The sequence below is a fragment of the Stenotrophomonas maltophilia genome (assembly GCF_002799155.1).
Taxonomy (GTDB): Bacteria; Pseudomonadota; Gammaproteobacteria; order Xanthomonadales; family Xanthomonadaceae; genus Stenotrophomonas; species Stenotrophomonas maltophilia_R.
Genome location: NZ_NERD01000002.1, coordinates 4,044,813 through 4,071,753 on the forward strand (window position 1 = coordinate 4,044,813; position 26,941 = coordinate 4,071,753).

Annotated in this window: 23 protein-coding genes; 10 read left to right on the top strand and 13 right to left on the bottom strand. The window is 67.9% G+C overall.

Annotated features, from left to right (window positions below; translation table 11 throughout):
• The first annotated feature begins 31 nt into the window (after window positions 1–31).
• Complete coding sequence (locus B9Y82_RS19360) at window positions 32–889, top strand: hypothetical protein (protein ID WP_100474957.1); 858 nt, start codon at window positions 32–34, stop codon at window positions 887–889.
• A gap of 74 nt (window positions 890–963) precedes the next feature.
• Here the strand turns inward: B9Y82_RS19360 and B9Y82_RS19365 are convergent, their stop codons facing one another.
• The 3 genes from B9Y82_RS19365 to B9Y82_RS19375 form a co-directional block, all read right to left on the bottom strand.
• Entirely contained in the window at window positions 964–2,409 is a 1,446-nt protein-coding gene (locus tag B9Y82_RS19365) for an ExeM/NucH family extracellular endonuclease (protein ID WP_100474958.1), read from the bottom strand.
• Between the two features lie 138 nt (window positions 2,410–2,547).
• Window positions 2,548–3,066 (bottom strand): c-type cytochrome, encoded by a 519-nt coding sequence (locus B9Y82_RS19370; RefSeq protein ID WP_005407662.1) that lies wholly within the window; start codon window positions 3,064–3,066, stop codon window positions 2,548–2,550.
• Window positions 3,067–3,261: 195 nt separating this feature from the next.
• On the bottom strand, window positions 3,262–3,879 hold the full coding sequence (locus B9Y82_RS19375) for a TetR/AcrR family transcriptional regulator (protein ID WP_100474959.1): 618 nt from the start codon (window positions 3,877–3,879) through the stop codon (window positions 3,262–3,264).
• A 159-nt stretch (window positions 3,880–4,038) separates the two neighbouring features.
• Between B9Y82_RS19375 and B9Y82_RS19380 the strand changes: the two genes are divergently transcribed.
• The 3 genes from B9Y82_RS19380 to B9Y82_RS19390 are packed head-to-tail and all read left to right on the top strand — an operon-like array spanning window position 4,039 to window position 8,832.
• Window positions 4,039–5,202 carry an isovaleryl-CoA dehydrogenase gene (locus B9Y82_RS19380; protein ID WP_100474960.1) on the top strand — a complete coding sequence of 388 codons (1,164 nt, stop codon included), beginning with the start codon at window positions 4,039–4,041 and terminating at the stop codon, window positions 5,200–5,202.
• A 10-nt stretch (window positions 5,203–5,212) separates the two neighbouring features.
• Window positions 5,213–6,823 (top strand): carboxyl transferase domain-containing protein, encoded by a 1,611-nt coding sequence (locus B9Y82_RS19385; RefSeq protein ID WP_100474961.1) that lies wholly within the window; start codon window positions 5,213–5,215, stop codon window positions 6,821–6,823.
• 26 nt (window positions 6,824–6,849) lie between these two features.
• Window positions 6,850–8,832, top strand: a complete 1,983-nt coding sequence (locus tag B9Y82_RS19390) for an acetyl-CoA carboxylase biotin carboxylase subunit (RefSeq protein ID WP_100474962.1) — start codon at window positions 6,850–6,852, stop codon at window positions 8,830–8,832.
• Window positions 8,833–8,851: 19 nt separating this feature from the next.
• Here B9Y82_RS19390 and B9Y82_RS19395 read toward each other — a convergent pair whose 3' ends face one another.
• Window positions 8,852–10,018 (bottom strand): putative peptide maturation dehydrogenase, encoded by a 1,167-nt coding sequence (locus B9Y82_RS19395; RefSeq protein WP_100474963.1) that lies wholly within the window; start codon window positions 10,016–10,018, stop codon window positions 8,852–8,854.
• Between the two features lie 138 nt (window positions 10,019–10,156).
• On the opposite strand from B9Y82_RS19395, the gene B9Y82_RS19400 reads away from it, so the two are divergent.
• Window positions 10,157–10,453, top strand: coding sequence for an NHLP-related RiPP peptide (locus B9Y82_RS19400; protein WP_100474964.1), 297 nt, complete (start codon window positions 10,157–10,159; stop codon window positions 10,451–10,453).
• A 7-nt stretch (window positions 10,454–10,460) separates the two neighbouring features.
• Here the strand turns inward: B9Y82_RS19400 and B9Y82_RS19405 are convergent, their stop codons facing one another.
• The 4 genes from B9Y82_RS19405 to aceB form a co-directional block, all read right to left on the bottom strand.
• Window positions 10,461–12,953: a putative peptide modification system cyclase gene (locus B9Y82_RS19405; protein ID WP_100474965.1), complete on the bottom strand. Its 2,493-nt coding sequence runs from the start codon at window positions 12,951–12,953 to the stop codon at window positions 10,461–10,463.
• Window positions 12,954–12,966: 13 nt separating this feature from the next.
• Window positions 12,967–14,007: a GGDEF domain-containing protein gene (locus tag B9Y82_RS19410; RefSeq protein ID WP_100474966.1), complete on the bottom strand. Its 1,041-nt coding sequence runs from the start codon at window positions 14,005–14,007 to the stop codon at window positions 12,967–12,969.
• Window positions 14,008–14,427: 420 nt separating this feature from the next.
• Window positions 14,428–15,729 (bottom strand): isocitrate lyase, encoded by a 1,302-nt coding sequence (aceA, locus tag B9Y82_RS19420; RefSeq protein ID WP_100474968.1) that lies wholly within the window; start codon window positions 15,727–15,729, stop codon window positions 14,428–14,430.
• Window positions 15,730–15,793: 64 nt separating this feature from the next.
• Window positions 15,794–17,416, bottom strand: coding sequence for a malate synthase A (gene aceB / locus B9Y82_RS19425; RefSeq protein ID WP_100474969.1), 1,623 nt, complete (start codon window positions 17,414–17,416; stop codon window positions 15,794–15,796).
• A 111-nt stretch (window positions 17,417–17,527) separates the two neighbouring features.
• Here aceB and B9Y82_RS19430 point away from each other — a divergent pair, with 111 nt between their 5' ends.
• Together B9Y82_RS19430 and B9Y82_RS19435 are read left to right on the top strand one after the other, a co-directional pair.
• The gene (locus tag B9Y82_RS19430) at window positions 17,528–18,496 is read left to right on the top strand and encodes a LysR family transcriptional regulator (RefSeq protein WP_100474970.1); all 969 of its coding nucleotides are present in this window, start codon (window positions 17,528–17,530) and stop codon (window positions 18,494–18,496) included.
• A 300-nt stretch (window positions 18,497–18,796) separates the two neighbouring features.
• Complete coding sequence (locus tag B9Y82_RS19435; protein ID WP_100474971.1) at window positions 18,797–19,705, top strand: LysR family transcriptional regulator; 909 nt, start codon at window positions 18,797–18,799, stop codon at window positions 19,703–19,705.
• 56 nt (window positions 19,706–19,761) lie between these two features.
• Here B9Y82_RS19435 and B9Y82_RS19440 read toward each other — a convergent pair whose 3' ends face one another.
• Window positions 19,762–21,018: an MFS transporter gene (locus tag B9Y82_RS19440; protein WP_100474972.1), complete on the bottom strand. Its 1,257-nt coding sequence runs from the start codon at window positions 21,016–21,018 to the stop codon at window positions 19,762–19,764.
• Window positions 21,019–21,141: 123 nt separating this feature from the next.
• Window positions 21,142–21,768 carry a signal peptidase I gene (gene lepB, locus B9Y82_RS19445; protein ID WP_100474973.1) on the bottom strand — a complete coding sequence of 209 codons (627 nt, stop codon included), beginning with the start codon at window positions 21,766–21,768 and terminating at the stop codon, window positions 21,142–21,144.
• Window positions 21,769–21,999: 231 nt separating this feature from the next.
• On the opposite strand from lepB, the gene B9Y82_RS19450 reads away from it, so the two are divergent.
• Window positions 22,000–22,401 (top strand): hypothetical protein, encoded by a 402-nt coding sequence (locus B9Y82_RS19450; protein WP_100474974.1) that lies wholly within the window; start codon window positions 22,000–22,002, stop codon window positions 22,399–22,401.
• Window positions 22,402–22,404: 3 nt separating this feature from the next.
• Entirely contained in the window at window positions 22,405–22,851 is a 447-nt protein-coding gene (locus B9Y82_RS19455; protein WP_004153636.1) for a 3-dehydroquinate dehydratase, read from the top strand.
• Between the two features lie 76 nt (window positions 22,852–22,927).
• On the opposite strand, the gene dcp is transcribed toward B9Y82_RS19455, so the two are convergent.
• From dcp to arfB, 3 genes are all read right to left on the bottom strand, one after another.
• Complete coding sequence (gene dcp / locus B9Y82_RS19460) at window positions 22,928–25,084, bottom strand: peptidyl-dipeptidase Dcp (protein ID WP_100474975.1); 2,157 nt, start codon at window positions 25,082–25,084, stop codon at window positions 22,928–22,930.
• Window positions 25,085–25,195: 111 nt separating this feature from the next.
• Window positions 25,196–25,756 (bottom strand): lysophospholipid acyltransferase family protein, encoded by a 561-nt coding sequence (locus tag B9Y82_RS19465; protein ID WP_238381676.1) that lies wholly within the window; start codon window positions 25,754–25,756, stop codon window positions 25,196–25,198.
• Between the two features lie 46 nt (window positions 25,757–25,802).
• Window positions 25,803–26,234: an alternative ribosome rescue aminoacyl-tRNA hydrolase ArfB gene (arfB, locus tag B9Y82_RS19470; RefSeq protein ID WP_005420755.1), complete on the bottom strand. Its 432-nt coding sequence runs from the start codon at window positions 26,232–26,234 to the stop codon at window positions 25,803–25,805.
• A 134-nt stretch (window positions 26,235–26,368) separates the two neighbouring features.
• On the opposite strand from arfB, the gene B9Y82_RS19475 reads away from it, so the two are divergent.
• Complete coding sequence (locus B9Y82_RS19475; RefSeq protein ID WP_100474977.1) at window positions 26,369–26,896, top strand: DUF2059 domain-containing protein; 528 nt, start codon at window positions 26,369–26,371, stop codon at window positions 26,894–26,896.
• The last annotated feature ends 45 nt before the right edge of the window (window positions 26,897–26,941 follow it).

Consider the following 26,941-nt stretch of genomic DNA (forward strand, 5'->3'; position numbering starts at 1 on the left):
CCGTCCCCCGCCCCTGCCCTGTGCCCGCCCCATGCTTTACCTGTCCCTGGCCGTGATCTGCAGCGTGCTGGTCTCGGTGTTGTTGAAGGTGGCCGCGCGCCGCCCGCTGGATGTTGCGCAGATGGTCACCTGGAACTATCTGGTGGCGGCAATGCTCACCGCCGTGGTGCTGCAGCCGCCGCTGGATGCGCTGCGCGCACCACACGCGCCATGGCTGTCACTGCTGGCGCTGGCGGTGGTGCTGCCGTCGATCTTCCTGGTGCTGGGCCGCGCGGTGGCGGTGGCCGGCATCGTCCGCAGCGACGTGGCGCAGCGGCTCTCGCTGCTGCTGTCATTGGCTGCTGCGTTCCTGTTCTTCGGCCAGACCGCGACGCCGTGGAAGCTGGCCGGTCTCGGCCTGGGCCTGCTGGCAATGGTGGCGATCAGCCTGCGCCCGCGCGGACCGGCGGTGGCGTCCTCACCCGGTGGCTGGGGTTGGCTGCTGGGCGTATGGGCCGGGTTCGCAGTGGTGGATGTGCTGCTCAAGCAGGTGGCGCTCTCCGGCACGCCCTCGATGGCAGCGGTGCTGGCCAGCTTCAGCGTGGCCTTCGTGCTGATGCTGGTGCTGCAGCTGTGGCGGCACACCAGTGGCCGCAGCCGACTGGCCTGGCGCAACCTCGGGGCCGGCGCGCTGCTGGGCCTGCTCAACGGCGGCAACATTCTTTTCTATGTACATGCGCACCAGGCGATGCCGGAGAGCCCGGCCACCGTGTTCGCCGGCATGAACATCGGCGTGGTGGTGCTGGGCGCGCTGGTGGGCGTGTTTGCCTTCGGCGAGGCCACCAACCGGTGGAACCGCGCCGGGCTGGCGCTGGCAGTGCTGGCGATCGGGTTGATCGCCTGGGGGTAAACGGTACCCGGGGTCGGATCCCATTCCTACGGAATGGGCTCTGACCCCTACGTTTCAGACCCCGGCGCTGGACGTTATTTATCGAAGCCCAGCAGCAGCGGGTCGTGGTCGGAGCTGCGCCACGGGCCCTGCACGTTGCGGCCCTGGTAGCCGCTGGCGTCCTGCTCGTCGGCGTTGCTGTGCCATTCGGCAGCACCGCGCAGGCGCTGGGCCATGCCCGGGTTCAGCAGCGCGTGGTCGAGGCGGCCGGTGTAGCCGTTGTAGACGTAGCTGTAGGGATGCTCGACCTTGGCGACCTTGAACGCGTCCTGCCAGCCCAGGTCATGCAGCGTGCGGATCGGGTCTTCCATCGCGTAGGCGTTGAAATCACCCAGCAGCACCGCGTCCTGGGCACCGGTACCGGTCGGATCGGTCTGCAGCCAGGCGTGCAGCTGCTGCGCCGAAGTCACCCGGGTAGCGTTCCAGCAGCCCTGGTTGTCGTTGCGGTCGGCATCGGCACCGCTCGCGTCGCGGCAGCCTTTCGACTTGAAGTGGTTGGCGACCACCACGAACGGCGCGCCGTGCTTGCCCTGGAAGGCCTGCGCCAGCGGTACGCGGCTGTGCTCGACGAACGGGCCGCCGGTCAGCGTGGCCGGCTGGCCGACCGGCTGCAGGCGCGTGCTGCGGTAGATGATGCCGACCCGGATGGGATTGTCGCCGGGGCCGGTGCCCGCGTCGACGAAGCGCCAGTCACCCTGCGCGCCGCGATCGCGGTTGAGCGCATCGACCAGTTCGGCGATGGCCGACTGCGGGCCGTAGCCGTCGTTCTCCAGCTCCATCAGCGCGGCGACATCGGCGCCCAGCGCGTTGACCGTGGTGACCAGCTTGGCCACCTGCGCCTTGTGCTCGTCCAGCGTGCGCGCGCCGCGCAGGGTCGGGAAGCCACCGCCCTGGCCATCACCGTTGAAGAAGTTCTCCAGGTTGAAGGCCGCCACGTGCAGGCTGCCCGGCACCGTCGGCACCGCCGGACGCTTCAGCTCCGGCAGCTTCAGCGCGCCTTCGACCTGCAGGCGCGGACGGCCCTGCGGATCCACGCGCACGATGCCCTCCACGTTGCGCAGCTGCATGCCGGTGCGCAGCACCGGGTTGCCCGGCAGGTAGGCCACGCTGGCCGGGTCGCGGGCATCGCTGCCATCGTCCAGCACCAGGCGGCGGCGCTGGTTGTCGGCCATCACCTGCTCGTAGCCGGCGGTGCCCGGCGCGGCCACTTCGGTCGGCTGCCAGAGGCGGCCATCGAAGGCCACGGTGAGCTGGCCGAAGCGCTCCAGGCCATCGGTACCGGCCAGGGTGAGCGGCGCGGCGATGCGCACGCGCTGTCCATCCAGCGCGCGCCAGTCAGCCGGCGCGGCGGTCAGCACCACGGTGGCGCTGCTGCGTGCGGCGGAGGGCGACGCGACCGGTGCGGCCTGCGGCTGGGCTTGGGCGAAGGCGCCGGCCGGCAGCAGCAGGGACAGGGCAAGGGCGAGGGAGCGGCGGCGCATCGACGGGCGATTCCTTGGAAGAGGGCGCACAGACTAACCCTGAAATGCGAAACCCCGCCTGCGCAGCGGGGTCATGTGGGCGATTAGGCCTTGGTGGGCAAAGCCGGGGTAGTGCCGCCCGCTGGCCGGCACCACCGGCTATTTCAGGTTGCCCAGCATCCAGTCCACGGTGGCGTGGATCTGCTCCTCGGTCAGTGCCGGGTTGCCACCCTTGGGCGGCATGATGCCGCCGTCGGGGCCGGTATAGCCCTCGATGGCGTGCTTGTAGAGGGTGTCCTTGCCCTGTGCGATGCGCTTGTCCCAGTGCGAATGGTCCAGCGTCGGTGCCATGCCCACGCCGGTGGTGTGACAGGCGGTGCACAGGTTGTCGAAGATCACCTTGCCATCCTTGGTGCCGCCGTAGGCCACCTGCGAGGCGGCCTTGGCCAGCGCAGCGGCCTTGGCGGCGGCCTGCGCGGCGGCGCCGGTGCTGCCGGCATAGACCGCGCCGGTGGGCGAGATGCGCTGTTCGGTGCGCTTGGCCGCGGTCGGCGACACCTCGGGCGGAATCCGGGTGTGGATGTAGGCGGCAAGGAGGATGAGGCCGAGGGTGATGGTCGCCAGCAGCGCGATCACCATGGAGAAGCGTTTCAGGAACTCCAGATCGTAATTCCGCACTCTTCGTTACCCCTGGCTGATAGTCGTTGGACCACGGCTGAGCGACTGCGTGATGGACCGAGTATAGAACGCGCTTTGCGTGCGACAACAGGCGTCACTGCTGGTGCGGCGCAACATTGCGGGGAATGGGGTCAGCGCCCTTTTGCGATGCAAAGGGATCTGACCCCAGCAACAGAAGCCGGCCAGCGGCCGGCTCTACCGGACTACCGGGGCGCCGATCGCGCGCAGGCAGAAGCTGCAGATCGCATCCACCAGCGCGTCTTCGTCGCGGTGCGCTTCGCGGCTCGGCGCGGTCGGGCCGACCATCGCCTCGGTGAAGGCACCGACCAGGCAGGCAGCGGCCACATGTGCGTCCTGCACCGGCAGCTCACCGGCCGCCACGCCCTCTTCCACCAGCCGTAGGAACACATCGCCGAATGCGCGGCGACCGCGCATGCGCTCGGCTTCCACGTCCGGGTCGACCGGTTCGACGATGAAGGCGTGCGCCAGCCCCGGCCCGGCCAGGGCGCGGCGGACGAAGGCGGTGATCGCCAGCCGCAGGCGCTCGCTGGCCGCCTCCGGGCCACTGGCGATGCGCTCCATGATCGCGACCTCGTGGGCCACGGCGGCGTTGAGCACCTCCACGAACAGTTCGGCCTTGGACGGGAAGTGGCGATAGATCAGGCCGGTGGACACCCCCGCCTGGGTCGCCACCGCGGTCACCGGGGCGTTGCGCCAGCCGCCGGTGGCGACCAGCTCGCGGGTGGCCAGCAGGATCCGTTCACGGGCGCCCGCCAGGCGTTCTTCCATCAATGCAGAGCGTTTATAGGCCATGTTCTGATTCTAGTTTCAATTTTTGAATTCGTATTCACTTCTTATCCGAACCCCGCTACGCTGGGGCCATCGCCCGTGTGGGTGGCGGTCCTGTACACCGCCGCCCGCTCCCCCGCCGGGTGCGTCCATTTCCTGCCATCCCGCCGTGGAGCCACCACAATGCACGTGCCATCCCTGAACTTCGATCTTGGCGAAGACATCGACCTGCTGCGCCAGAGCGTGGCCCATTTTGCCGCCGCCGAGGTCGCGCCGCTGGCCGCCGAGGCCGATGCCAGCAACCAGTTCCCACTGTCCCTGTGGCCGAAGCTGGGCGAGCAGGGCCTGCTCGGCCTCACCGTGGAAGAAGAATACGGCGGCACCGGCATGGGCTACCTGGCCCACGTGGTGGCAATGGAAGAAATCTCGCGTGCCTCCGGCGGCATCGGCCTGTCCTACGGCGCGCACTCCAACCTGTGCGTGAACCAGCTGCGCAAGAACGGCAACGAAGAACAGAAGCAGCGCTTCCTGCCCGGCCTGTGCAACGGCAGCCTGGTCGGCGCGCTGGCGATGAGCGAACCGGGCGCCGGTTCGGACGTGGTGTCGATGAAGCTGCGCGCCGACAAGCGTGGCGACCGCTACGTGCTCAACGGCAACAAGATGTGGATCACCAACGGGCCGGACGCCGACGTGCTGGTGGTCTACGCCAAGACCGACATGGACGCAGGTGCCAAGGGCATCACCGCGTTCCTGGTCGAGAAGGGCATGAAGGGCTTCTCCACCGCGCAGAAGCTGGACAAGCTGGGCATGCGCTCTTCGCCCACCTGCGAGCTGGTGTTCCAGGACTGCGAGATTCCCGAAGAGAACGTGCTGGGCCAGGTCGGCGGTGGCGTGCGCGTGCTGATGTCCGGCCTGGACTACGAGCGCGTGGTGCTGTCCGGTGGCCCGCTGGGCCTGATGGCGGCGGCGATGGACGTGGTGATGCCGTACGTGCACGAACGCCACCAGTTCGGCGAACCGATCGGCAGCTTCCAGCTGATCCAGGCCAAGATCGCCGACATGTACGTGGGCCTGGGTGCCTGCCGCGCCTATGTCTACGCCGTGGCGCGCGCCTGCGACCAGGGCCGCACCACCCGCCAGGATGCCGCCGGTGCGATCCTGTACGCCGCCGAGAAGGCCACCTGGCTGACCGGCCAGGCGATCCAGATCCTCGGTGGCAACGGCTACATCAACGAATACCCGACCGGCCGTTTGTGGCGCGACGCCAAGCTGTATGAAATCGGCGCCGGCACCTCGGAGATCCGCCGCATGCTGATCGGCCGCGAACTGTTCCAGCGCACCCTGTAAGGCCACCGCGATGACCGTCCTGAACAGCCAGCTGCAACCGGGCAGCGAAACGTTTGAAAGCAACCGCGCGGTGATGCAGGCCGTGGTCGATGACCTGCATGCCACCCTCGCCCGCACTGCGCTGGGCGGCAGCGACGCCGCGCGTGCCAAGCACACCGCACGCGGCAAGCTGCTGGTGCGTGACCGCATCGACGCCCTGCTCGACCCCGGCAGCGCCTTCCTGGAAATCGCGCCGCTGGCCGCGCATGGCATGTATGACGATGCCGTGCCCGCCGCCGGCGTGGTGGCCGGCATCGGCCGGGTGAGCGGTGTGGAATGCGTGATCGTGGCCAACGACGCCACGGTCAAGGGTGGCACCTACTACCCGATGACGGTGAAGAAGCACCTGCGCGCACAGGAGATCGCCGAACAGAACCACCTGCCGTGCATCTACCTGGTCGATTCCGGTGGCGCGTTCCTGCCACTGCAGGACGAAGTCTTCCCCGACCGCGACCATTTCGGCCGCATCTTCTACAACCAGGCCAACCTGTCGGCACAGGGCATTCCGCAGATCGCCTGCGTGATGGGCAGCTGCACCGCCGGTGGCGCCTACGTGCCGGCGATGAGCGACGAGACCGTGATCGTGCGCGAGCAGGGCACGATCTTCCTCGGCGGCCCGCCGCTGGTGAAGGCGGCCACCGGTGAAGTGGTGACGGCCGAGGATCTGGGCGGCGCCGATGTGCACACGCGCATCTCCGGCGTGGCCGATCACATGGCCGACAACGATCTGCAGGCGTTGGCACGGGTGCGCGCGATCATCGCGCAGCTGAACTGGCGCAAGCCGGAACCGGCGATGGCGGTGCAGGCCAGCGAGGAGCCACTGCTGCCGGCACACGACCTGTATGGCGTGATCCCGGCCGACACGCGCAAGCCCTACGACGTGCGCGAGGTCATCGCGCGCCTGGTCGATGGCTCGCGCTTCGACGAGTTCAAGCCGCGCTACGGTGCAACCCTGGTCACCGGCTTCGCCCATCTGAACGGCTACCCGATCGGCATCATCGCCAACAACGGCATCCTGTTCTCCGAGTCGGCACTGAAGGGTGCGCATTTCATCGAGCTGTGCACCCAGCGCAACATCCCGCTGGTGTTCCTGCAGAACATCACCGGCTTCATGGTCGGCCGCAAGTACGAACAGGGTGGCATCGCCAAGGACGGGGCCAAGCTGGTGATGGCGGTGGCCTGCGCCAAGGTACCCAAGTTCACCGTGGTGATCGGTGGTTCGTTCGGCGCCGGCAACTACGGCATGTGCGGCCGCGCCTACTCGCCGAACTTCCTGTGGATGTGGCCGAACGCACGCATCGGCGTGATGGGCGGCGAACAGGCCGCCAGCGTGCTGGCCACGGTCAAGCGCGATGGCATCGAAGCCAAGGGTGGCCAGTGGCCGGCAGCGGAAGAGGACGCGTTCAAGGCGCCGATCCGCGACCAGTTCGAACAGCAGGGCCACCCGTATTACGCCAGCGCGCGCCTGTGGGACGACGGCGTGATCGATCCGGCCGACACCCGCCGGGTGCTGGCCCTGGCGCTGTCGGCCAGCCTCAACGCCGCCCCGCAGCAGACGCGCTTCGGCGTGTTCCGCATGTAACCCGTGCCATGACCGAGCCTGTTGCCATGTTCACCAAAGTCCTGATCGCCAACCGCGGCGAGATCGCCTGCCGCGTCATCGCCACCTGCCGTCGCCTCGGCATCGCCACCGTGGCGGTGTATTCCGATGCGGACCGCAACGCACGCCATGTGCGCCTGGCCGACGAAGCCATCCACATTGGTCCGGCCGCCGCACGTGAGAGCTACCTGCGCGGCGATGCCCTGCTCGACGCCGCACGCCTGACCGGCGCGCAGGCGATCCACCCCGGGTATGGCTTCCTGTCCGAGAACGCCGACTTCGCCGATGCCTGCGCGGCGGCCGGAATCACCTTCATCGGCCCACCGGCCAGCGCCATCCGCGCGATGGGCGACAAGAGCGCGGCCAAGGCGCTGATGGCCAAGGCCGGTGTACCACTGACCCCCGGCTATCACGGCGACCAGCAGGCGCCGGACTTCCTGCGCGCACAGGCCGACGGCATCGGCTACCCGGTGCTGATCAAGGCCAGCGCCGGCGGTGGTGGCAAGGGCATGCGCAAGGTCGAGCGCAGCGAGGACTTCGTCGATGCGCTGGCCAGCTGCCAGCGCGAAGCGGCCTCGGCGTTCGGCAACGACCACGTGCTGGTCGAGAAGTATGTCGAGCGCCCGCGCCACATCGAGATCCAGGTGTTCGGCGACAGCCACGGTGAGGCGGTGTACCTGTTCGAGCGCGACTGCTCGGTGCAGCGCCGCCACCAGAAGGTGCTGGAAGAAGCGCCGGCGCCGGGCATGAGCGCCGAGCGCCGCGCCGCGATGGGCCAGGCCGCGGTGGATGCAGCGCGCGCGGTGGGCTACGTCGGTGCCGGCACGGTGGAATTCATCGCCGGCCCGGACGGCGATTTCTACTTCATGGAAATGAACACACGCCTGCAGGTCGAGCACCCGGTCACCGAGTACATCACCGGCACCGACCTGGTGGAGTGGCAGCTGCGCGTGGCTTCGGGCCAGCCGCTGCCGCTGCGCCAGGAGCAGCTTTCGATCCACGGCCATGCCATCGAAGCGCGCCTGTACGCCGAAGATGCCGACCGTGGCTTCCTGCCCTCCACCGGCACGCTGCGCCGGCTGCGCCTGCCCACGCCGTCAGCCCATGTGCGCGTGGATACCGGCGTGGAGGAAGGCGACAGCATCACCCCGTACTACGATCCGATGATCGCCAAGCTGATCGTCTGGGACGTGGACCGCGATGCCGCGCTGCGCCGCATGAGCAAGGCGCTGGCCGACTGCCAGGTAGTGGGCGTGACCACCAATGCCGGCTTCCTGCGCCGCCTGGTGAACACCGATTCGTTCGCGCACGCCAGGCTGGATACCGCGCTGATCGAACGCGAACAGGCCGCGTTGAGTGCGGTGGGCGACACGGATGATGCCCTGTGGCAGCTGGCCGCCGTGGCCGCAGTTGCAAGCACGGGCGGCGCCAGCACCGACGCGCGCGATCCGCATTCGCCGTGGCAGGCCCAGGACGGCTGGCGCCTCGGTGCATCGGCACCGCGCGTGCTGCCGCTGCAGCAGGGCGAACGCAAGCACACACTGAAGGTATGGGCGCAGGCCGATGGTTGGCGCGTGCAGCGCGATGAGGCCGCGCCGGTGCAGGTGCTTGGCACGGCCGATGCGCAGCATCTGACCGTGCAGCTGGGCGAGCGCCGCTGGTCGCTGCAGCTGCTGCGCGACGGTGACCAGCTGTACCTGTTCGGCGCCAATGGCCAGCACCGCTTCACCCTGCACGATCCGGTGAGTGAATCGGACCAGGCCGTGGCCGACGCCGGCAGCCTGCTGGCGCCGATGCCGGGCAGGATCGTCGCGACGCTGGTCGCGGCCGGCACCGAGGTCAAGCGCGGAACGCCACTGGTGGTGCTGGAAGCGATGAAGATGGAGCACACCCTGCAGGCACCGGCCGATGGCACGGTGAAGGGCTACCGCGCCAAGGCCGGCGACCAGGTGGGTGATGGTGCGGTGCTGGTGGACTTCGAAGCGGCGTGAACGCCGGGGCGACGGCCGCTCAACGGTCGTCGCCCGCCGTCACCCGACCAGCGGGATCGAATTCGGCGGTGTCCAGCGTGGCACTGCGCCAGCCCAGGCCGCAGATGGCCATCGCGCTCTGGCCGATGCCATCGAACCCGAAGGCACGATCGATATCGGCATCGTTGATGGCTGCGGTGACGAACGCCGCCAGGCCGCGCTCGGTGGCGCACAGGTACAGCAGCTGCGAGATGTGGCCGACATCCAGTGTCACCGCACGGTGCGCCTTGGCATGGTTGCGGTACTTCCAGAAACAGCGGTCATAGCGCGGCGCCAGCACCAGCAACGCCGGCGCATCGGCGAACCACTCCTGCCCGGACAGCATCCGCCGCGCCAGCGCAGCCAGTGCCTGCGGCGGTGGCGAAGGCAACGGCAGAACGGCATGCTGCACCGGGTGGTAGTGGTACAGGCCCGGTACCAGCCCGTCCACGTTCTGCACCAGCAGGAAGCCCTCGGTGGGATGCAGGCCGCCACCGGAAGGCACGTTCTTCTTCAGGAACTCGGTATCGCGCTCGACCTTCTGCACGGCGTGGGCCATCAGCGTGCGCTGCAGCACCTGGGCCAGCAACGGCAGCGGCAGCGCGCGCTGCGGATCGAAATTGCGGCAGGTGGTGCGACGCGCCAGCAGTGCATCGAACGCGGCCTCTTCGCTGCGCGGCAGCGGCTGGTAGTCACCCTGCATGGGCTGCACCACCGGTGGTGGTGGCCCCAGGCGCTGGCGCAGCCCGGCAGCGGTGTCCAATCCCTGCCGACGCATGTCCTCCACGCTGTCCACGGCCTGCCACCGCGCGTGGCGATGGGCCAGCGCGGCCAGCGGCCACCACTGGCTGCGCCGTAGCGCCTCGTCGCGCATCTGGTGCCCCACCTCGCTCGGCGGGTCGGTCAGCAGCAGGCCCTGCTCGACCAGGCGGGCCAGCATGGCCGGGGAGGCATCGGCGGGTGGTTCGCTCCAGCGGTGCGCGCTGAGCTCGCCCAGCAGCTGGCGCTCCTCGGCGTCCACCGGCAGCGGCTGGTCCAGATGGGCGGCCAGCGCCACCCAGCTGATCTGGCTGTCCATCTCGGCATGGCCGGCCAGCATCGCGCGCAGGTCCAGGGTGACCGCCTCGCGGGGCTCGAACATCAGGCTGGCGCAGCGGCGCAGTCGCATGGGTTTCCTTCCTTCTGCCGCACAACCGGCATAGCAGCAACGACCGCAGCGCGGCCAACTTTAGCGACGTGCAGCGCGCGGCCCTCAATGGCAGGCTGTCGCGGCCGATACGAGAAACTCCACCTACGGACGATCCCCATGAGCACCCATCCCCGCCTTTCCGCCGCAGACGCCAGCACCCTGCTGGACCACCTGATCGGCAACGACGAGTTCCGCAGCCACTTCACCGCGTCGCCGGCCCAGGCGCTGGCCTCGATCGGCCTGGACGCTGCCGTCGGCGAAAACGACTGCATGAAGATCGACACCCTGGCCTCGGTCGAGGAGCTTGGCCGGGTGCGTAACGCGCTGCAGGACCACCTGTCCGGGTCGGTGGCGGCCATGACCGTGGTGTTCTGCTTCGAAGCCGGCAAGGTCGGCGAGCGGATCGACGGCTGATCCGCCATCAGGGTGCGCCGGCCGTAGCTGGCGTTGCCCACGTGGAGACGTCATACACGTTCAGCGGTTGCCACACCTGCAGGGCCGTGACCTCGGCAATGGCCTGGCCGCGATGCTGGGCCAGCCACGCCTGCTGGCGGCGCGCGGCGGCTTCATCGCCCTGTGCGCGCAGCGCGAGCAGCAGCACCACGTGTGCCTGCACGGGCTCGCTCCCATCCAGCATCGGCTCGATCAGCGAGCGTGCAGCGTCGGGTCGCTGCATCTGCAGCTCATCCATGGCGCTGACGATGCGCAGCCAGCGGTCTGCGACCGGGCTGCGCAGGCTGCGCAGCAGGGGGCGCTGATCGTCCAGCCAGCGCTTGGCCAGCTCGAACTGGCCCTGGCGCTGTGCCAGGTGGACCAGCGCCAGCCACTGCAGGCCTCTGGCATTCAGCATGGGATCATCGCGCTGCTGCAGCATCGGCTGCAGCAGCGCTGCGATGGCCTGCAGTTCGGCGCGGCCAGCGCTCGAGCACAATGCCGCCACGCTGGCGTGCTGCAGGCGTTGCTGCACCTGGAGGTCGACCAGCGCCGGCGCCGGTGCATCTTCGCGTATCGCCTGCTGCATCGCCGGGCAGTCGCGCTGCGCGGCCGCCAGCAGCAGCTGCGCACGCAGCTTCATCCGCTGCTGCAGGGCATCGCTGGCATGGATCTGCGGCAACAGCTCCGCTGCCTTGGCGTACTGTCCCTGCGCCACCAGCACATCCACGCCGGTCTCATCGGCGTCATCCCGGCCGCGCAGGACCTGTGCCTGCGCCAGTGTTTCCGCGGCAAGCTGCGGCTGGTTGGCAGCGATCTGTATCCGCACCAGATGGACCAGCGGATACAGCCGCAAGGGGTCCTGCGGCACTGCGGCCGCTCGCGCATAGGGCTCGGCCTCGCTGAACTGGTTGGCCTGCAGCAGGTACCAGGACGTGTTGGACAGCCCCGCGAACGAATCCGGATAGACCTTGGCCAGCGTGCGCCATTGCTCCAGCGCCCAGCCGCCTGGTTCCAGCTCGGCCATCCAGGCCTTCAGGTACAGGCGCTCGCGTGGTGGCAGGCGATCCTGCAGGTCCAGCGCATGCTGCATGGCTTCGCGTGCACGCCGCCCTTCCTCGACCCGCGCATGCAGTTTGGCCACGCCCATGTAGGCCAGGGCAAAACCAGGATCGATATCGATCGCAGCCTGGTAGAGGTTGCGTGCTTCCTCGAAGCGACGCTGGCCCAGTGCACTCTCGGCCAACGCGAATGCACGCAGTGCACGCAGGTCCTGGGTCGATGCCCGCGGCAACGGCAACGACTGTTCCAGGCTTGCCACCGACTCACCCAGTCCACGCCGCAGGCGCCCGACCACGTCATCCACCGCGAACACCATCTGGTCGGATCGATCCGCGGTGGCGGTGAACGTCTGGATCACCTGGCCGCTGCCCGGCGCAGCGACATCGATGGCCAGCTCGTAGCCGCCGATCTTCTGCCGCACGGTCGGCAACAGCACGGCGCGGGCGCCTTCCCTTACCGCCACGTCGACGGCGGTATCGCGGTTCAACCGGGTATCGCCCGAGAGCCGCGCCATTTCCAGGCTTTCGCGGATCTTGCCCTCCGACAGCACGTTCACGTAGCGCGACTGCTCCAGCGCAATCCGGATCGCGTGCCGCATCGAGTCATCGAAGATCGGATCGCCGGTGAGGTTGTCGACATCGCCGAGTACCACCCAGTCGCGCTCAGCGAATGCAATCGCCGGTTCCGGCCGCAGCAGCAGCCAGCCGCCCAGCACGGCCACCGCCAGCACCAGGCCTTCGGCGGCCAGGACCAGCGGCTGCCGCCACAGCGGCAGGTCGCGGCGCGCCTTGGCATTGGCGCGCGGCATGCGCAGCGGCGCCGAACCGATCTCGCCCACTTCGATCACTTCCTGAACTACCGGCACGCCCTTGAAGCGCCAGCGCCCGTGCGATTTCCACAACAGGCGCGTGCCGCGCTCGCCCAGCGCATCGGTGGCACGGCGGGTCAGCGATTCGGCCACCGCCGACAGCAGGATCTGGCCAGGGCGGGCCAGCATCATCAGGCGCGCCGCCATCGGCTTGGCCAGGCCTTCCACTTCCATCGACTTGGCACCGGCACGGACCGCCTCGGCACTGTTTTCCCAGGTCAGCACGTCACCCACGTGCAGGCCGGCACGCGCGCGCAGTTCAATGGCGCGCTGCTGGCCCAGCGCGTGCAGTTCACGCTGGTAGTCCAGGGCGAAACCCAGTGCGTCGATGGTGCGTTCGAACAGCATGAACAGCCCGTCGGAGCGGTCGATCAGCTGGCCATTCCAGCGGTGCTGCAGCCCCAGCACCAGGCGGTCGTGCTCCTGGAACAGGCTCGCCGCCGCCACATCGCCGATACGCTCGACCAGCTGCAGCGAATCACACAGATCGGTGAACAGCAGGGCGCGTAGCTGTGGGCTATGCGGGGCTGACGTTCCGTTGTCGCCATTCATCGCCTGCCTCTCCCTATTGGCCGTCCGGATCATCCACCCAGCGCAGGCAGTTGCCGCCGTCGCGCTTGGCCCGGTACAGCGCCCGATCGGCGCTGGCATACCACTCGCTCCAGCCTGCCTCCGGCGCCAGCAGGCTGGCACCGATGCTCACCAGGCTGACATGCGGCGTGCCATGACTGCGCTCGAGCAGGCCATGCACCGCGCTGAGGATGAACTCGGCCGCGTGCTGCACGATCTCGTGGTTGCCACGGCGCAGGATCAGGCAGAACTCATCGCCGCCGAGCCGGCAGGCCAGGTCCTGCTCGCCGGCCATCGAGCGCAGGATGTTGCCCATGCTCTGCAGCACGCGGTCGCCGGCCTGGTGGCCGTGGCGGTCGTTGATCTGCTTGAAACGGTCGCAATCGATCAGCAGCAACGCCTGCGGTGGTCCCTCGGCATGCTCGCGGCACTCCTGCAGGTACAGGGTGAGGCCACGGCGGTTGTGCAGCCCGGTCAGTTCATCGGTACGCACCAGCTCACGGGTGTGGGTCAACTGGTGGGTGGTGATGTACAGGTTGTCCAGCGCGGTTTCCAGATCGTGGTTGCGCCGGCGCAGCTGTCTGATCAGTGCCTGTTCGTTGGTCAGCACGCGCATGATCGTGCGGCGCAGGAAGTAGGCCACCAGGCCGGGATCGGATTCGACCAGCCGATGGAAATCGGCCGGGCCCAGCTCCAGCACGTCGCAGTCGACCAGCGCGCGCGCACTGGCGCTGCGCAGGTGATCGCCGACCAGCAGGCCCAGTTCTCCGAAGAACTCATGCTGCCCGAGCGTCTTGATCACCAGGTCCTCGCCAAAGTCCAGTTCGATCTGTCCTTCGAGGATCACATACATGCGCTCGCCGCGGTGGCCCCGCTGGAACAGCCACTGTCCGGCACGGAGCTTGCATGCGCGGGCGAATCTGGCGAACAATGCCACCTCGGCATCTGACAACAGAGCGTGCACGATCTCGGCCATCGCCACCTGGGCGATACCTGTCGTCACATCACTGTTCTCGGCCGCACCCCTGCCGGTCATTCCCTGCACCCGCCGCCAGCGTCCCCTGGTGAGCCGCGGAGCATAGCACCGCTTTAAAGTGTGCGCCCTATCTCATTTTGAGCCTTCTGCCGATCTTGATTGATGTGAAGATCGGTGGTGGCCCATTCTGGCTATCGGTGTCCAGCCAAAACTCCTGCTGGATCAATCCGATGCCGGGTTTCACGGGGTTTCGGCCAGGTTGCCGGGACCGGGGTGCGCCTGATTGACGCTGCCCACCGGTTGCCCCCCTTGCATCGATACAACAACGCCGGCAGGTCCCCCGACCGGCCGGCGTTGTCTGGCCCTTCCCTGGCCACCCTGATCGGATTCCGAAGCTTCGGTAGAGCCGGCCGCTGGCCGGCAACCCCGTGGACTCCGGAAACATCGGCGGGTTGCCGGCCAGCGGCCGGCATTACCGGATCACGCAGCGCGTTCGCTGCGGCCGCCGTGGAACTGTTCTTCCTCGGTCGAGCCGGTCAGCGCGGTAGTCGACGATTGGCCCTGCTGGATCGCCTGGGTCACCGCATCGAAGTAGCCGGTGCCGACCTCGCGCTGGTGCTTGACCGCGGTGAAGCCGCGCTCGGCCGCTTCGAACTCGGCTTCCTGCAGTTCCACGAACGCGCTCATCTGCCGGCGTGCGTAGCCATGGGCCAGATTGAACATGCCGTAGTTCAAGGCGTGGAAACCGGCCAGAGTGATGAACTGGAACTTGTAGCCGTAGCTGCCCAGTTCGCGCTGGAACTTGGCAATGGTGGCGTCATCCAGGTTCTTCTTCCAGTTGAAGCTGGGCGAGCAGTTGTAGGCCAGCAGCTTGCCCGGGAACTTCGCATGGATCGCCTCGGCGAATTTCCGAGCGAATTCCAGGTCCGGCTTGCCGGTCTCGCACCACACCAGGTCGGCATAGGGCGCGTAGGCCAGGCCACGGCTGATCGCCTGGTCCAGGCCGTTGCGGGTCTTGTAGAAGCCCTCGACAGTGCGCTCGCCGGTGGTGAACGGCCGGTCGTTGCCGTCGATGTCGCTGGTCAGCAGATCCGCGGCTTCGGCATCGGTACGCGCCACCAGCAGGGTCGGCACGCCCAGCACGTCGGCAGCCAGGCGCGCGGCATTGAGCTTCTCGATCGCCTCGCGGGTCGGCACCAGCACCTTGCCGCCCATATGACCGCACTTCTTCACCGAGGCCAGCTGGTCTTCGAAGTGCACGCCAGCGGCACCGGCCTCGATCATCGCCTTCATCAGTTCGAACGCGTTGAGCACGCCGCCGAAACCGGCTTCGGCATCGGCCACGATCGGCTGCAGGAAATCGATGTCGTCCTTGCCTTCGGCGTGATGCAGCTGGTCGGCGCGCAGCAACGTGTTGTTGATGCGCTTGACCACCGCCGGCACCGAATCGGCCGGGTACAGCGACTGGTCCGGGTACATCTGGCCGGCCAGGTTGGCGTCGGCGGCCACCTGCCAACCGGACAGGTAGATCGCCTTCAGGCCAGCCTTCACCTGCTGCATGGCCTGGTTGCCGGTCAGTGCACCGAGCGCGTTGACGAACTCGCGCTCATGCAGCGACGCCCACAGCTTCTCCGCACCCAGGCGGGCCAGCGAATGCTCGATGTGGACGGTGCCGCGCAGGCGCACCACGTCGGCGGCGCTGTAGTTGCGCTGGATGCCTTCCCAACGCGGGTTGGTATCCCAGTCGTGCTGGATCTGTTCGGCAGTGGGCAGCTTGCTCATGTCTTTCTCCAGTTCGGTTCGTGCGTGCAGCGGGGAGGGAAACGGCAGGAAACGCGGGCGGCGATCAGTCGATGCGCGCGTAGGCCGGCAGGGTCAGGAAATCGGTCAGTTCGTCGTTGCGGCTCAGGTCGCCCAGCAGGGCGATGGCTTCGCCGATGCGCGCGCCACCGGGCAACGCGGCGGTATCGCCCAGCCGTGCCGGCAGCTGCGCCAGCGTGGCATCCAGCAGCGCCAGGTCGATGGCGGTGCCATCGTCCAGCTGCTGGCCCGGCGTATGCAGCCACTGCCACAGCTGGCTGCGGCTGATCTCGGCGGTGGCCGCGTCCTCCATCAGGTGGTGGATCGGCACGCAGCCGTTGCCATCCAGCCACGCCGCCAGGTAACGCACGCAGACTTCCACGTTGCCTTCGAAACCAGCGCGGGTGATGGTGCCCGGCGGCCGCGCGATCAGTTCGTCGCGGCCGACGCGCACATCCTGGCGCAGCACGCTGTGCTGGTTCGCACCGGGCATGTGTTCGTCGAAGATCGCCATCGCCACCGGAATCAGCGCCGGGTGCGCGACCCAGGTGCCGTCGTGGCCGGCGCTCACTTCGCGCAGCTTGTCGGCGCGCACGCGGGCCATCGCCTGTTCGTTGGCAGCGGCATCGTTGTTGATGGGAATCTGCGCGGCCATGCCGCCCATCGCATGCGCACCACGGCGATGGCAGGTCTGGATCAGCAGCTCCGAATACGCCTTCAGGAACGGCTGGGTCATGGTCACCTGGCCGCGCTCGGGCAACACGCGATCTGCGTGGCGGCGGAAGGTCTTCAGGTACGAGAAGATGTAGTCCCAGCGCCCGCAGTTCAGGCCGACGATGCGGTCACGCAGCGCGTGCAGGATCTCGTCCATCTCGAACACCGCCGGCAGCGTTTCGATCAGCACGGTCACCTTGATCTGGCCATGCGGCAGGCCGAGCATGCCTTCGATGTGCGACAGCGCGGTTTCCCACAGCGCCGCCTCTTCCATGCTCTGCAGCTTGGGCAGGTAGAAATACGGGCCGCGATCCTTCGCCTGCAGGGTGCGGGCGTTGTGGAAGGCGAACACCGCCGCGTCGAACAGGCCGCCGGCGATGAACTGGCCATCGATGCGCACGTGCTTCTCGTCCAGGTGCCAGCCACGCGGGCGCACGATCAGCACCGCCTGCTCGTCGTACGGGCGCAGGGCGTAGTGCTTTCCATTGGGTGCGGTGTATTGAAGATCGCCACGCACCGCGGCGGCCAGCGACTGCTGCCCGGCCAGCAGGTTGCGCCAGGTCGGCGAGGTCGAATCCTCGAAGTCGGCCATGAACACCTTGGCACCGGAGTTCAGCGCGTTGATGACCATCTTCGGATCGGTCGGGCCGGTGATCTCGACGCGGCGGTCCTGCAGCGCGGCGGGCAGCGGGGCAACACGCCAGTCGCCGCTACGGATCGCGGCGGTGTCCGTGCGGAAGTCCGGCAGGCCGCCCTGGTCGAAGAACGCCTGGCGCTCGCGGCGCGCCTGCAGCCGTGCCTGCCGGCCCGGTTCCACCGCACGGTGCAGCGACACCAGCAGGGCCAGCAGCGGTGCCGGCAGCAGGGTGTCCTGGCCGGCCACGCGGGTCGCCAGGGCGATGCCGGGGGTGGCCTTGCTGGCAGGGGTGGGAACAGCGGAAGCGACGGCGGACATGATGGCAACTCCAGCGGTGGGGGAACGTCTCCACGGTGCCGCCGGGGCCGAGTATTTGGCAAAACAGTTTTTGCAATGTTCTACATAAATTGTGCTAATACTTGTGACGCGATGACCACACGCCCCCCTCCAAGCCCCCGTTTTTCCTACAAATCCGACCGGCTGAAGCCACTGCGCGCGTTCTGCCAGACGGTGCGCCTTGGCTCGGTCTCACGGGCGGCTGAGGCACTTTTCGTCAGCCAGCCGGCGATCAGCCTGCAGTTGCAGGCGCTGGAGCGGGAGCTGGGGGTGCCGTTGTTCGAGCGCAGCGGGCGCCGCCTGGTGCCCAGCCGCGAGGGCCAGCTGCTGTACGAAATGGCACAGCCGCTGGTGGAGAACCTGGACGGGCTGGAGGCACGATTCCGCGACAAGGTGCGCGGCCTGGACGCGGGCGAGCTGAACATCGCCGCCAACAGTTCGACCATCCTGTACCTGCTGCCGAAGATCGTCGAACGCTTCCGCCAGCACCACCCGGACGTGCGCCTGACCCTGCACAACGCGATCAGCGCCGATGGCACCGACCTGCTGCGCGAGGACGCCGCCGACCTGGCAATCGGTTCGATGACCGATGTGCCAGCCGACCTCAGCTACGCCCCGGCCTACCGCTTCGAGCAGGTGCTGATCGCGCCGCACGACCATCCGCTGTCCAGCGGCGGCGAGCTGGAGCTGGCCGACATCGCGCGCTATCCGCTGGTGCTGCCACCGAAGCGGCAGATCACCTACCGCCTGGTCGACCAGGTGTTCCAGCGCCACCGCATCGCCTACACCGTGGCCCTGGAAGTGGGTGGCTGGGAGGTGATTAAGCAGTACGTGGCGATGGGCATGGGCATTTCCATCGTGCCGGCGCTGTGCCTGAACGAGGCCGATCGCGAGCGGTTGGCGGCGCGGTCGATGAAGCGCTGGTTCCCCGAACGCAGTTACGGGGTGATCGTGCGGCGTGGCAAGGCGTTGTCGGCGCAGGCGCGGGCGTTCATCGAGCTGATCCAGCCGGAGTTGTTCAGTCCGCGCGATTACGATCAGAGCGGGCATTCCGAGCGATGAGCTGTGCCGGCAGGGCTGCGCCCTGCACCTGCCGAAGCCGAAGCAACGGCAACGGCGACAGCGGGCTTTCCGTGGGATGGCGGGGTGGGTCCGGCTACGGGGGACGCCGTGAATCCGTCCATGGAGGCTCGGTCGCGCCATCCATGGCGCTCACGCCCCCGCAACCGGACCCACCCCGCCTTCGACAGTTGGCCGCAATCTGCCGGTGGGTGCCGACCGTTGGTCGGCACGGGGTCGGATCCCGTTGCTACGCAACGGGCTCTGACCCCATCTCCGGCTGACGATGAATAAACTGGCGCCATGTCCATCGAACTCCGCCACCTGCGCTATTTCCTCGCCGTTGCCGATACGCTGCACTTCGGCCAGGCGGCGGAGCGGCTGGGCATGTCGCAGCCCCCACTCAGCCAGCAGATCCGCCAGCTGGAAGACCTGATCGGGGCGCGCCTGTTCGTGCGCAGCCATCGTCGCGTGCAGCTGACGCCTGCCGGCGAGCTGCTGCAGGAACGTGCACGGGCCATCGTGCAGCAGGTGGAAACGGCGGTGGACGAGGTGCAGCGCGCGCAGCGCGGTGAGCAGGGTGAGCTGCGTATCGGCCTGACCCGGGCCACGCCGCTGTCACCGCAGATTCCGCGTTCGATCCTGCGCTACCGCCAGCAGTACCCGCAGGTGCGGCTGCAGCTGAGCGAGATGAACACCCTGCAGCAGATCGATGCGCTGCTCGATGGCAGTCTGGACGTGGGCATCATCCGCAAGCGCGCATTGCCGCCGGAGCTGGTGGCGCACAGCCTGTTCGTCGACCCGCTGGCACTGATCGTGCATGCCGACCACCCTGCCCTGCGCAGACTAACGGCGCAGGACACACTGTCGCTGCGCGACTTCGCGCAGGAACCGTTCGTGGCATTCCGGCGCAGCGCCGGTGCGGGCATCCATGACCACATGATCGCGTTGTGCGCGGCGGCGGGCTTCACTCCGCGCATCGTGCAGGAGGCCGGTGAAGCCTCGACCCTGATCAGCCTGGCCGCCGCCGGGCTCGGTGCAGCGATCCTGCCGTCCTCGTGCGACCACATCCGCGTGGAAGGCGCACGCTTCGTGGCCCTCGCCGATGCCGGCGCACATTCGGAAGTACAGCTGGCGTGGCACCGCGAGGGCGTCACGCCGCTGATCCGCAACTTCGCCGGGCTGCTGCGCGAAGCGTTCGCCGAAGGGTAAGCCTGCAATCCACCCGGTAGTACCGTCCGCTGGCCGGCACTACCGTACGCGTTGGATCACGCCGTTACCGGCTGCGGGGCGCGCTGCTGCAGCGCCCAGACGATGCCACCGCCGATCAGCGTCAACACGGCGGCGAACAGGCACACGCCCAGCCAGTCCCACGCGGCATAGGCCAGGCCACCGACACCACCGAGCACACTTGAACCCAGGTAGTAGGCGAACAGGTATAGCGCCGAGGCTTCGGCACGCATCGTGCCGGCGCGGCTGCCAACCCAGCTGCTGGCCACCGAATGGCCGCCGAAGAAGCCGAACGTGACCAGCGCGATACCCAGCGCCATCGTGCCCAGCCACGGCAGCGCCAACAGCGCGATGCCGGCGCCGATCAACGCAAACGAGATCGACAGGATGCGGCCGCGGCCGTATCGCGTCGCCTGCTGCCCCATCCACGCCGAGCTGAAGGTGCCGACCAGGTACACGCTGAAGATCAGGCCGACCACGGTCTGGCTGAGGTGGTAGGGCGGGGCCAGCAGGTGGTAGCCCAGGTAGTTGTAGAGGGTGACGAACACGCCCATCAGCACGAACGAGGTGGCGAACAGCCACGGCAGGCCCGGGTCGGCAAACAGCGTGCGCCAGCGCGATGGCAACTGGCGCAGGCCCCCGCGACGCGCCTGGAAATGACGCGACGGCGGCAGTTGCAGCCACAACAGCACGGTACTGGCGATGGCAATGATCGAGACCACGCCGATGCCCCAACGCCAGCCCCAATGGTCGGCGATGATGCCGGCCAGCAGGCGCCCGCTCATGCCCCCGATGGCGTTGCCGCCAATGTACAGGCCCATCGCCAGGCCCAGCGCGCGGCTGTCCATTTCCTCGACCAGGTAGGTCATCGCCACTGCCGGCACGCCGCTCAACGCCAGGCCGAGCAGGGTGCGCAGCACCAGCAGTGTGGTCCAGTCATCCACCAGCGCCGTGCTCAGCGACAGCATGGCCGAGGCCAGCAGCGCAGCGATCATCAACGGACGGCGGCCGACCGCATCGGACAGCAGGCCGGCCAGCAGCATTGCCACCGCCAGTGTGCCGGTGGTCAGCGACAACGACATCGCGCTGCCGGCAGCAGAAACGCCGAAGTGACGGCTGAACTCGGGCAGCAGCGGCTGCACGGTGTACAGCAGGCCAAAGGTGGAAAAGCCGGCCAGGAACAACGCCAGCGCGGTGCGGCGGAAGGCAGGCGTGCCCTGCTGGATGCGGGTCTCGGTGCTGGAATCGACAGTGTGGGGGCGGCGTTCGACGGCCGCCGCAGTTTCGCCAGTCATGGGATCGAGGGGCCGGTGGGGCGGCCGGGCGTGGGAGGGAACGGGCCTCAGACTAGGCCCGTCGATCCAGTCGATCCATAACCTGATAGGTCAGGATTGATACACAAGAAGTATCAATTCAGCTTACAGGCGCTGCCACTCGAAACCGTCGCCACGGCGGTAATAGACCGCCACCGCGCGGCCGTAGATCTTGTCGGCATCCACGAAACCGAAGAAGCGGCCATCGAAGCTGTTGCCGCGGTGGTCACCCAGCACCAGCACCTTGCCGGCCGGCACCACCAGATCGGCGATGTCCGGACCGCCGCCCACGTCCAGGTCAAGGCGGGCACGGCGCTCACCGAAGGCTTCCACGTCCTGCAGGCCGGCGATCTGCAGCGGCTGGCCGTTGATGCTCAGATGGCCCTCGCGCATCTGCACTTGGTCACCCGCCACCGCAGCCACCCGCTTGATCAGGCGGGTGCCGTCGGCCGGCGAATCGAATACCGCCACTTCGCCACGCTGCGGCGTGCCGGTGGACACCAGTTCCTTGCCGGTGAACGGCAGGCGCAGGCCGTAGGCACGCATGTCCACCACCACCCGGTCGCCGGGCTGCAGGGTCGGCTGCATGGAGCCACTCGGCACCACGTAGTGGTTGGCGAGGGTATCGCGGGCGGCGGCAAGCAGGCCGAGCATCACCAGCAGCGGCAATGCTTCCTTCTTCAGCCAGACCAGCGCGCGTTCGGAAAAGGGAGGACGAGCAACAGCTTCCATGACAAGGCTCCGGACAGGTGGTAGCGCCATCAGACCATACACAGGCAGCGGAGGTTCCCGCAACGCACCTGCAGCCCATGCTCGGCTGCTTTCGGTCGCGCTACAGGAGCAGGCATATCGAAGCATTACGCAGCTTTTACGCCCGCCGTGGGGGCCGGGCATCGCACCTTTACGGCCCCCGCGCGCATCGTGTGCCCACCGCGCCACACGGCGCATTCCGCAAGGTGTTGTATGACCCTCCTGGTGATCCGCCACGCGTCGGCGTCGGCGCCGCGCCCGCAGCTGCCGGCGCAGCTGAGCGGCCATCGCGTGCTGTGCAGCGACTGCGCCAGCCTGTCCGAGGTACACCAGTGCCTGTGCCAGCCGCAGGCGCGCTCGGCCGACTGGATACTGCTGGATGTCGGCGCCGCCGACGAGGCGCAATGGCAGGCCGAAGGTGGCGCGCTGCAGGCGGCGCTGGAACGGCTGCCGGCGCAGTACATCGAGCTGCAGGCCCCCGCCGAGCCCGGCCTGGAAGCACGCCTGCGCCTGCAGCATGGCCCCGCCGCGGTGGTGGTCGACCAGCGCAGCCAGCAGGCCGGGTACCCGCTGTCGCTGGCCATCGTCGGCCGCCGCCTGGCGCAGGAGGGCTGAGCCATGTCGATCTTCATCATCCGTGGCCCGGAAGCGGCCGGTGCGCTGATCCGCACGGCAATGCCGCTGCCGGCACCGGTACTGAAGTCACTGGTGCATCGGGCGATCGACGCCGGCACCAGCGTGGCGATCCGTGCCTGCGGTTCGGAACAGGAACTGCTGGATGCCCTGCGCGTGGCCGACCACAGCCGTGGCGAGGTGACCCTGCTTGACCCGGGTGCGTGTGCCAACAGCCTGCGCCTGCAGCGCCTGCTGCCGTACCTGCACAACGCTTACGTGGAAGTGCATGACGACGGCGCGGTGGCCGAGCCGTGCCTGCCGGCCGGTGTCGGCCAGCGGCTGGGCATCGCCGCCGGGTATGGCGCGCAGAGCTATGTGCTGGCGCTGGATATCGCGCTGGATCACCTGGGCCTGGCCGAGCAGGCGAACCGCGTGCACGTGGGCACGTAACGCTTTTGCAGCGTCGAGCCATGTTCGACGCTACACAACGAAAAACGGCGGGGTTGCCCCCGCCGTTTTCGCTTTCTTACTTCAGCCCGCGGAACTTCAGCAGCGGTTCCACCGACGGGTCCTTGCCGCGGAAATCGCGGTACAGGGTCGACAGCTCCACGCTGTTGCCGCGCGAGAGGATCTTGTCGCGGAACTCCTGGCCGTTGGCCGCAGTCAGGCCACCATGTTCGGTGAACCACTGGTAGGCGTCATGGTCGAGCACTTCGGCCCAGAAGTAGGCGTAGTAACCCGCCGAGTAACCGCCCCCCCAGATGTGGTCGAAGTAGGTGGTGCGGTAACGCGGCGGCACCTGCGGCAGGTCGACCTTGAACTTCTTCAGCGCGCTGGCTTCAAAGGCGCCGACATCCTGCAGCGGCGCATCAGCCTTCTGCGTGTGCCAGGCCAGGTCCAGCAGTGCGGCCGACAGGTACTCGGTGGTCGCATAGCCCTGGTTGAAGCTGCGTGCCTTGAGGATCTTGTCGACCAGCTCCTGCGGCATCGCCTCGCCGGTCTTGTAGTGCTTGGCGTAGTTGGCGAACACCTTCGGATCCAGCGCCCAGTGCTCGTTGAACTGCGACGGGAACTCGACGAAGTCGCGCGAGGTGGCGGTGCCGGCGATCGACGGGTACTTCACGTTCGAGAACATGCCGTGCAGCGCATGGCCGAACTCATGGAACATGGTGGTGACGTCGTCGAAGCTGATCAGCGCAGGCTGGCCGGCGGCCGGCTTGGTGAAGTTGCAGACGTTGTAGACCACCGGCTTGGCACCGGTCAGGCCATCCTGTTCGACGAACACGTCCATCCAGGCGCCACCGGACTTGCTGTCACGCTTGAAGTAGTCGGTGTAGAACAGGGCCAGCGAAGTGCCGTCCTTGTCGAATACTTCGTACACCTTCATGTCCGGGTTGTAGGTCGGAATGTCGGTGCGCGGCTTGAAGGTGATGCCGTACAGCTGGGTGGCGGCGTAGAAGACGCCGTTCTGCAGCACGTTGTCCAGTTCGAAGTACGGCTTGATCTGCGACTCGTCCAGATCGTACTTGGCCTTGCGCACCTGCTCGGCGTAGAAGTCCCAGTCGGAGGCAGCAACCTGGAACCCACCCTTCTGCGCGTCGATGACCTTCTGGATCTCGCCGGCTTCGGCGCGGGCCTTGGCGGTGGCGGCCGGCACGGTATCGGTCAGCAGCTTGAGCGCGGCGGCCGGGGTCTTGGCCATCTGGTCGCCCAGCTGGTAGTCGGCGAAGGTGTCGAAGCCGAGCAGCTTGGCCTTCTGCGCACGCAGCTGGGCCAGGCGCTGCACGGTCTGCCGGGTGTCATTGGCATCACCACGCTCGGCGCGGGTTTCCGAGGCCTTCAGCACGGCGGCACGCTGGTCGCGGTCGCTCAGTGAGCTGAGCACCGGCTGCTGGGTGGTGTTCTGCAGCGGCAGCAGGAACTTGCCATCCAGCTTGCGGTCCTTGGCGGCGGCCGCCGCGTTGTTGATCGCATCCTCATCCAGGCCGGCCAGCTTGGCCTTGTCGTCGACGACGACGGCAGCAGCAGCGGTGGCGGCCACCAGGCGGGTGTGGAACTGGGTGGAGAGCGTGGTCTCTTCCACGTTGAGCTTGCGCAGGGTCGCCTTGTCGGCGTCGGACAGCTGCGCGCCGGCGCGCACCAGGCCGTCGTAGTAGTGCTCGACCAGGCGCTTCTGCACCGGATCCAGCTCCAGCGCGTCACGCTGGTCGTACAGCGACTTCACGCGCGCGAACAACTTCGGGTCGAGGTTGATCTCGTCCTGGTGCGCGGCCAGTTTCGGCGCCACCTCTTCCTGGATCTTCTGGCGCGCATCGTTGGTATCGGCCTGGACCAGGCCGAAGAAGATGCGCGACACGCGGTTCAGCGTCTCGCCGCTGCGCTCCATCGCCACGATGGTGTTGTCGAAGGTGGCCGGCTCGCTGCTGTCGGCGATCTTGCGCACGTCGGCCAGGTGCTGGCGCATGCCTTCTTCGAACGCCGGCAGGTAGTCGCTGTCCTTGATCTTGTCGAACTGCGGTGCCTGGAACGGCAGCGTGCTCGCACTCAGCAGCGGATTGGTGGAGGCTTCAGCCGGCTGCTGGGCCGGGGCTTTCTGGGCATCGGACACGGGGGTGGACTCCTTGCCGGAACAGGCCGCCAGCGCCAGGCTGATGGCGGCGGCCAGGACTACGGTACGCGACATGTAAAACACTCCTTGGGCAGACGGTACGGGATACCAGCCCTCCACCCTACTCCTGTCGCGTTCGCCCGGCATGTGCCGGACGTGGCGTCTATGCGGCGGCCTGCGGCCCGCTCAGATCGTGCCGCGGGTCTTGCCGATCCACGGCCGGTAGAACTCGCGGATGGCGGCCATGTCGGCCGCGTCGTCGCCGCTCGGCGTGAACAGCGGGCCGATGCCGATGGTCTTTTCCGGATAGTGGAAATACGCAGCCAGGATCGGCACGTCGGCCATCCGGGCGATCTTCAGGAAGCCGGCCTTCCAGTCCTTCACCGCCTTGCGGGTGCCCTCGGGCGTGATGGCGAACCACATCTTCTCGTTGTTGCGCAGCAGGTCCACGGCCTGGCCGACGGTGCCCTGCGGCGAGCTGCGATCCAATGGGATCACGCCCAGCTTGTGCAGCAGCGGGCCCAGCGGCCACCAGAACAGCGAGGCCTTGCCCAGCACCTTCACCTTCATGCCCAGCGCGATCTTGGCCGCCATGCCCCACAGGCCATCCCAGTTGGACGAGTGCGGCGCGATGATGAAGACCAGCCGGGGGATGTCAGGCAGGGTACCGGTCACCTTCCAGCCACCCATGCGCAGGGTGCAGCGCGCCAGCCAGCGCAGGAAGGCGTTGGGTTTGACCTGCGGCATCTGCGGCGGCACGGCCGGCAGCAACGAAGTCGGGTTGTTCAAGCAATCACTCCCAGTCACGTGATGAGCGCCCGCGCTTGATCTGCGCGCGCCCGCGTTTGGCGTCCAGACGACGCAGTTTCGACCCGAGGGTCGGCTTGGTGGCCTTGCGCGGCTTTGGCACGCTCAGCCCGGCCTGGATGAAGGCCGCCAGCCGCTCGCGCGCATCCTCGCGATTGCGATCCTGGGTGCGGAAACGTTGCGCGTCGATGACCAGCACGCCTTCGCCGGTCATGCGCCGGTCACGCCGCGCCAGCAGGCGCGCGCGCAACGGTTCGGGCAACGAGGGCGAGTTGGCCACATCGAAACGCAGTTCCACCGCAGTGGAGACCTTGTTGACGTTCTGGCCACCGGCGCCGCTGGCACGCACGAACCGCTCGACGATCTCGCCGTCGGGGATTTCAAGCTGCGCGCTGATGGTGACCGGTCCACTGCCCATCCGCGCATTGTAGCGGCAGGCACGCGGTGGAGTGCGGCATCGCGCCCCGTATGCCGCCGATCAGGTACCGAACACGCCGCCTTCGCCTTGGCTGCAGGTATGCTGGCCGTCCCATGTACCGCAGGAAGCCCCGCATGACCCGCCTCGCACCCGCCCTGCCGTCCCTGCTGCGCCGCGCCGCCCTGCTGCTGGTGCTGGCCGTGGCCAGCGTTCCGGCCCTGGCCGCCCCGCCGACCGACGGCGACATCAACCGCCTGCTGTCGGCCTCGCGGGCGCAGAGCATGATCGACACCATGGTGCCGCAGATCGAAGCCATGCAGCAGCAGCAGTTCCAGCAGGTGGCCGCGCAGCGCCAGCTCAATGCGCAGCAGCAGGAACAGCTGAAGCGGATCCAGGCCCGGACCAGCCAGACCCTGCGCCAGGCAATGTCGTGGCAGCAGCTGCGGCCGATGTACGTGGACCTGTACAAGAAGACGTTCAGCAAGGAAGACGTGCTGGCGATGGCCGAGTTCTACGAGAGCCCGGCGGGCCAGAGCCTGCTGGACAAGAGCCCGGCGCTGATGCAGAACGTGGTGGTGGCGATCCAGGCACGCATGCAGCCGCTGTTTGCAGACCTGCAGAAAGACCTGGAAGCGATCGTCAACGAGCCTGAAAAGAAGTGAGGTCGTGCCAGCCGCTGGCCGGCTCCCCGGTACGCCTGGGATCGT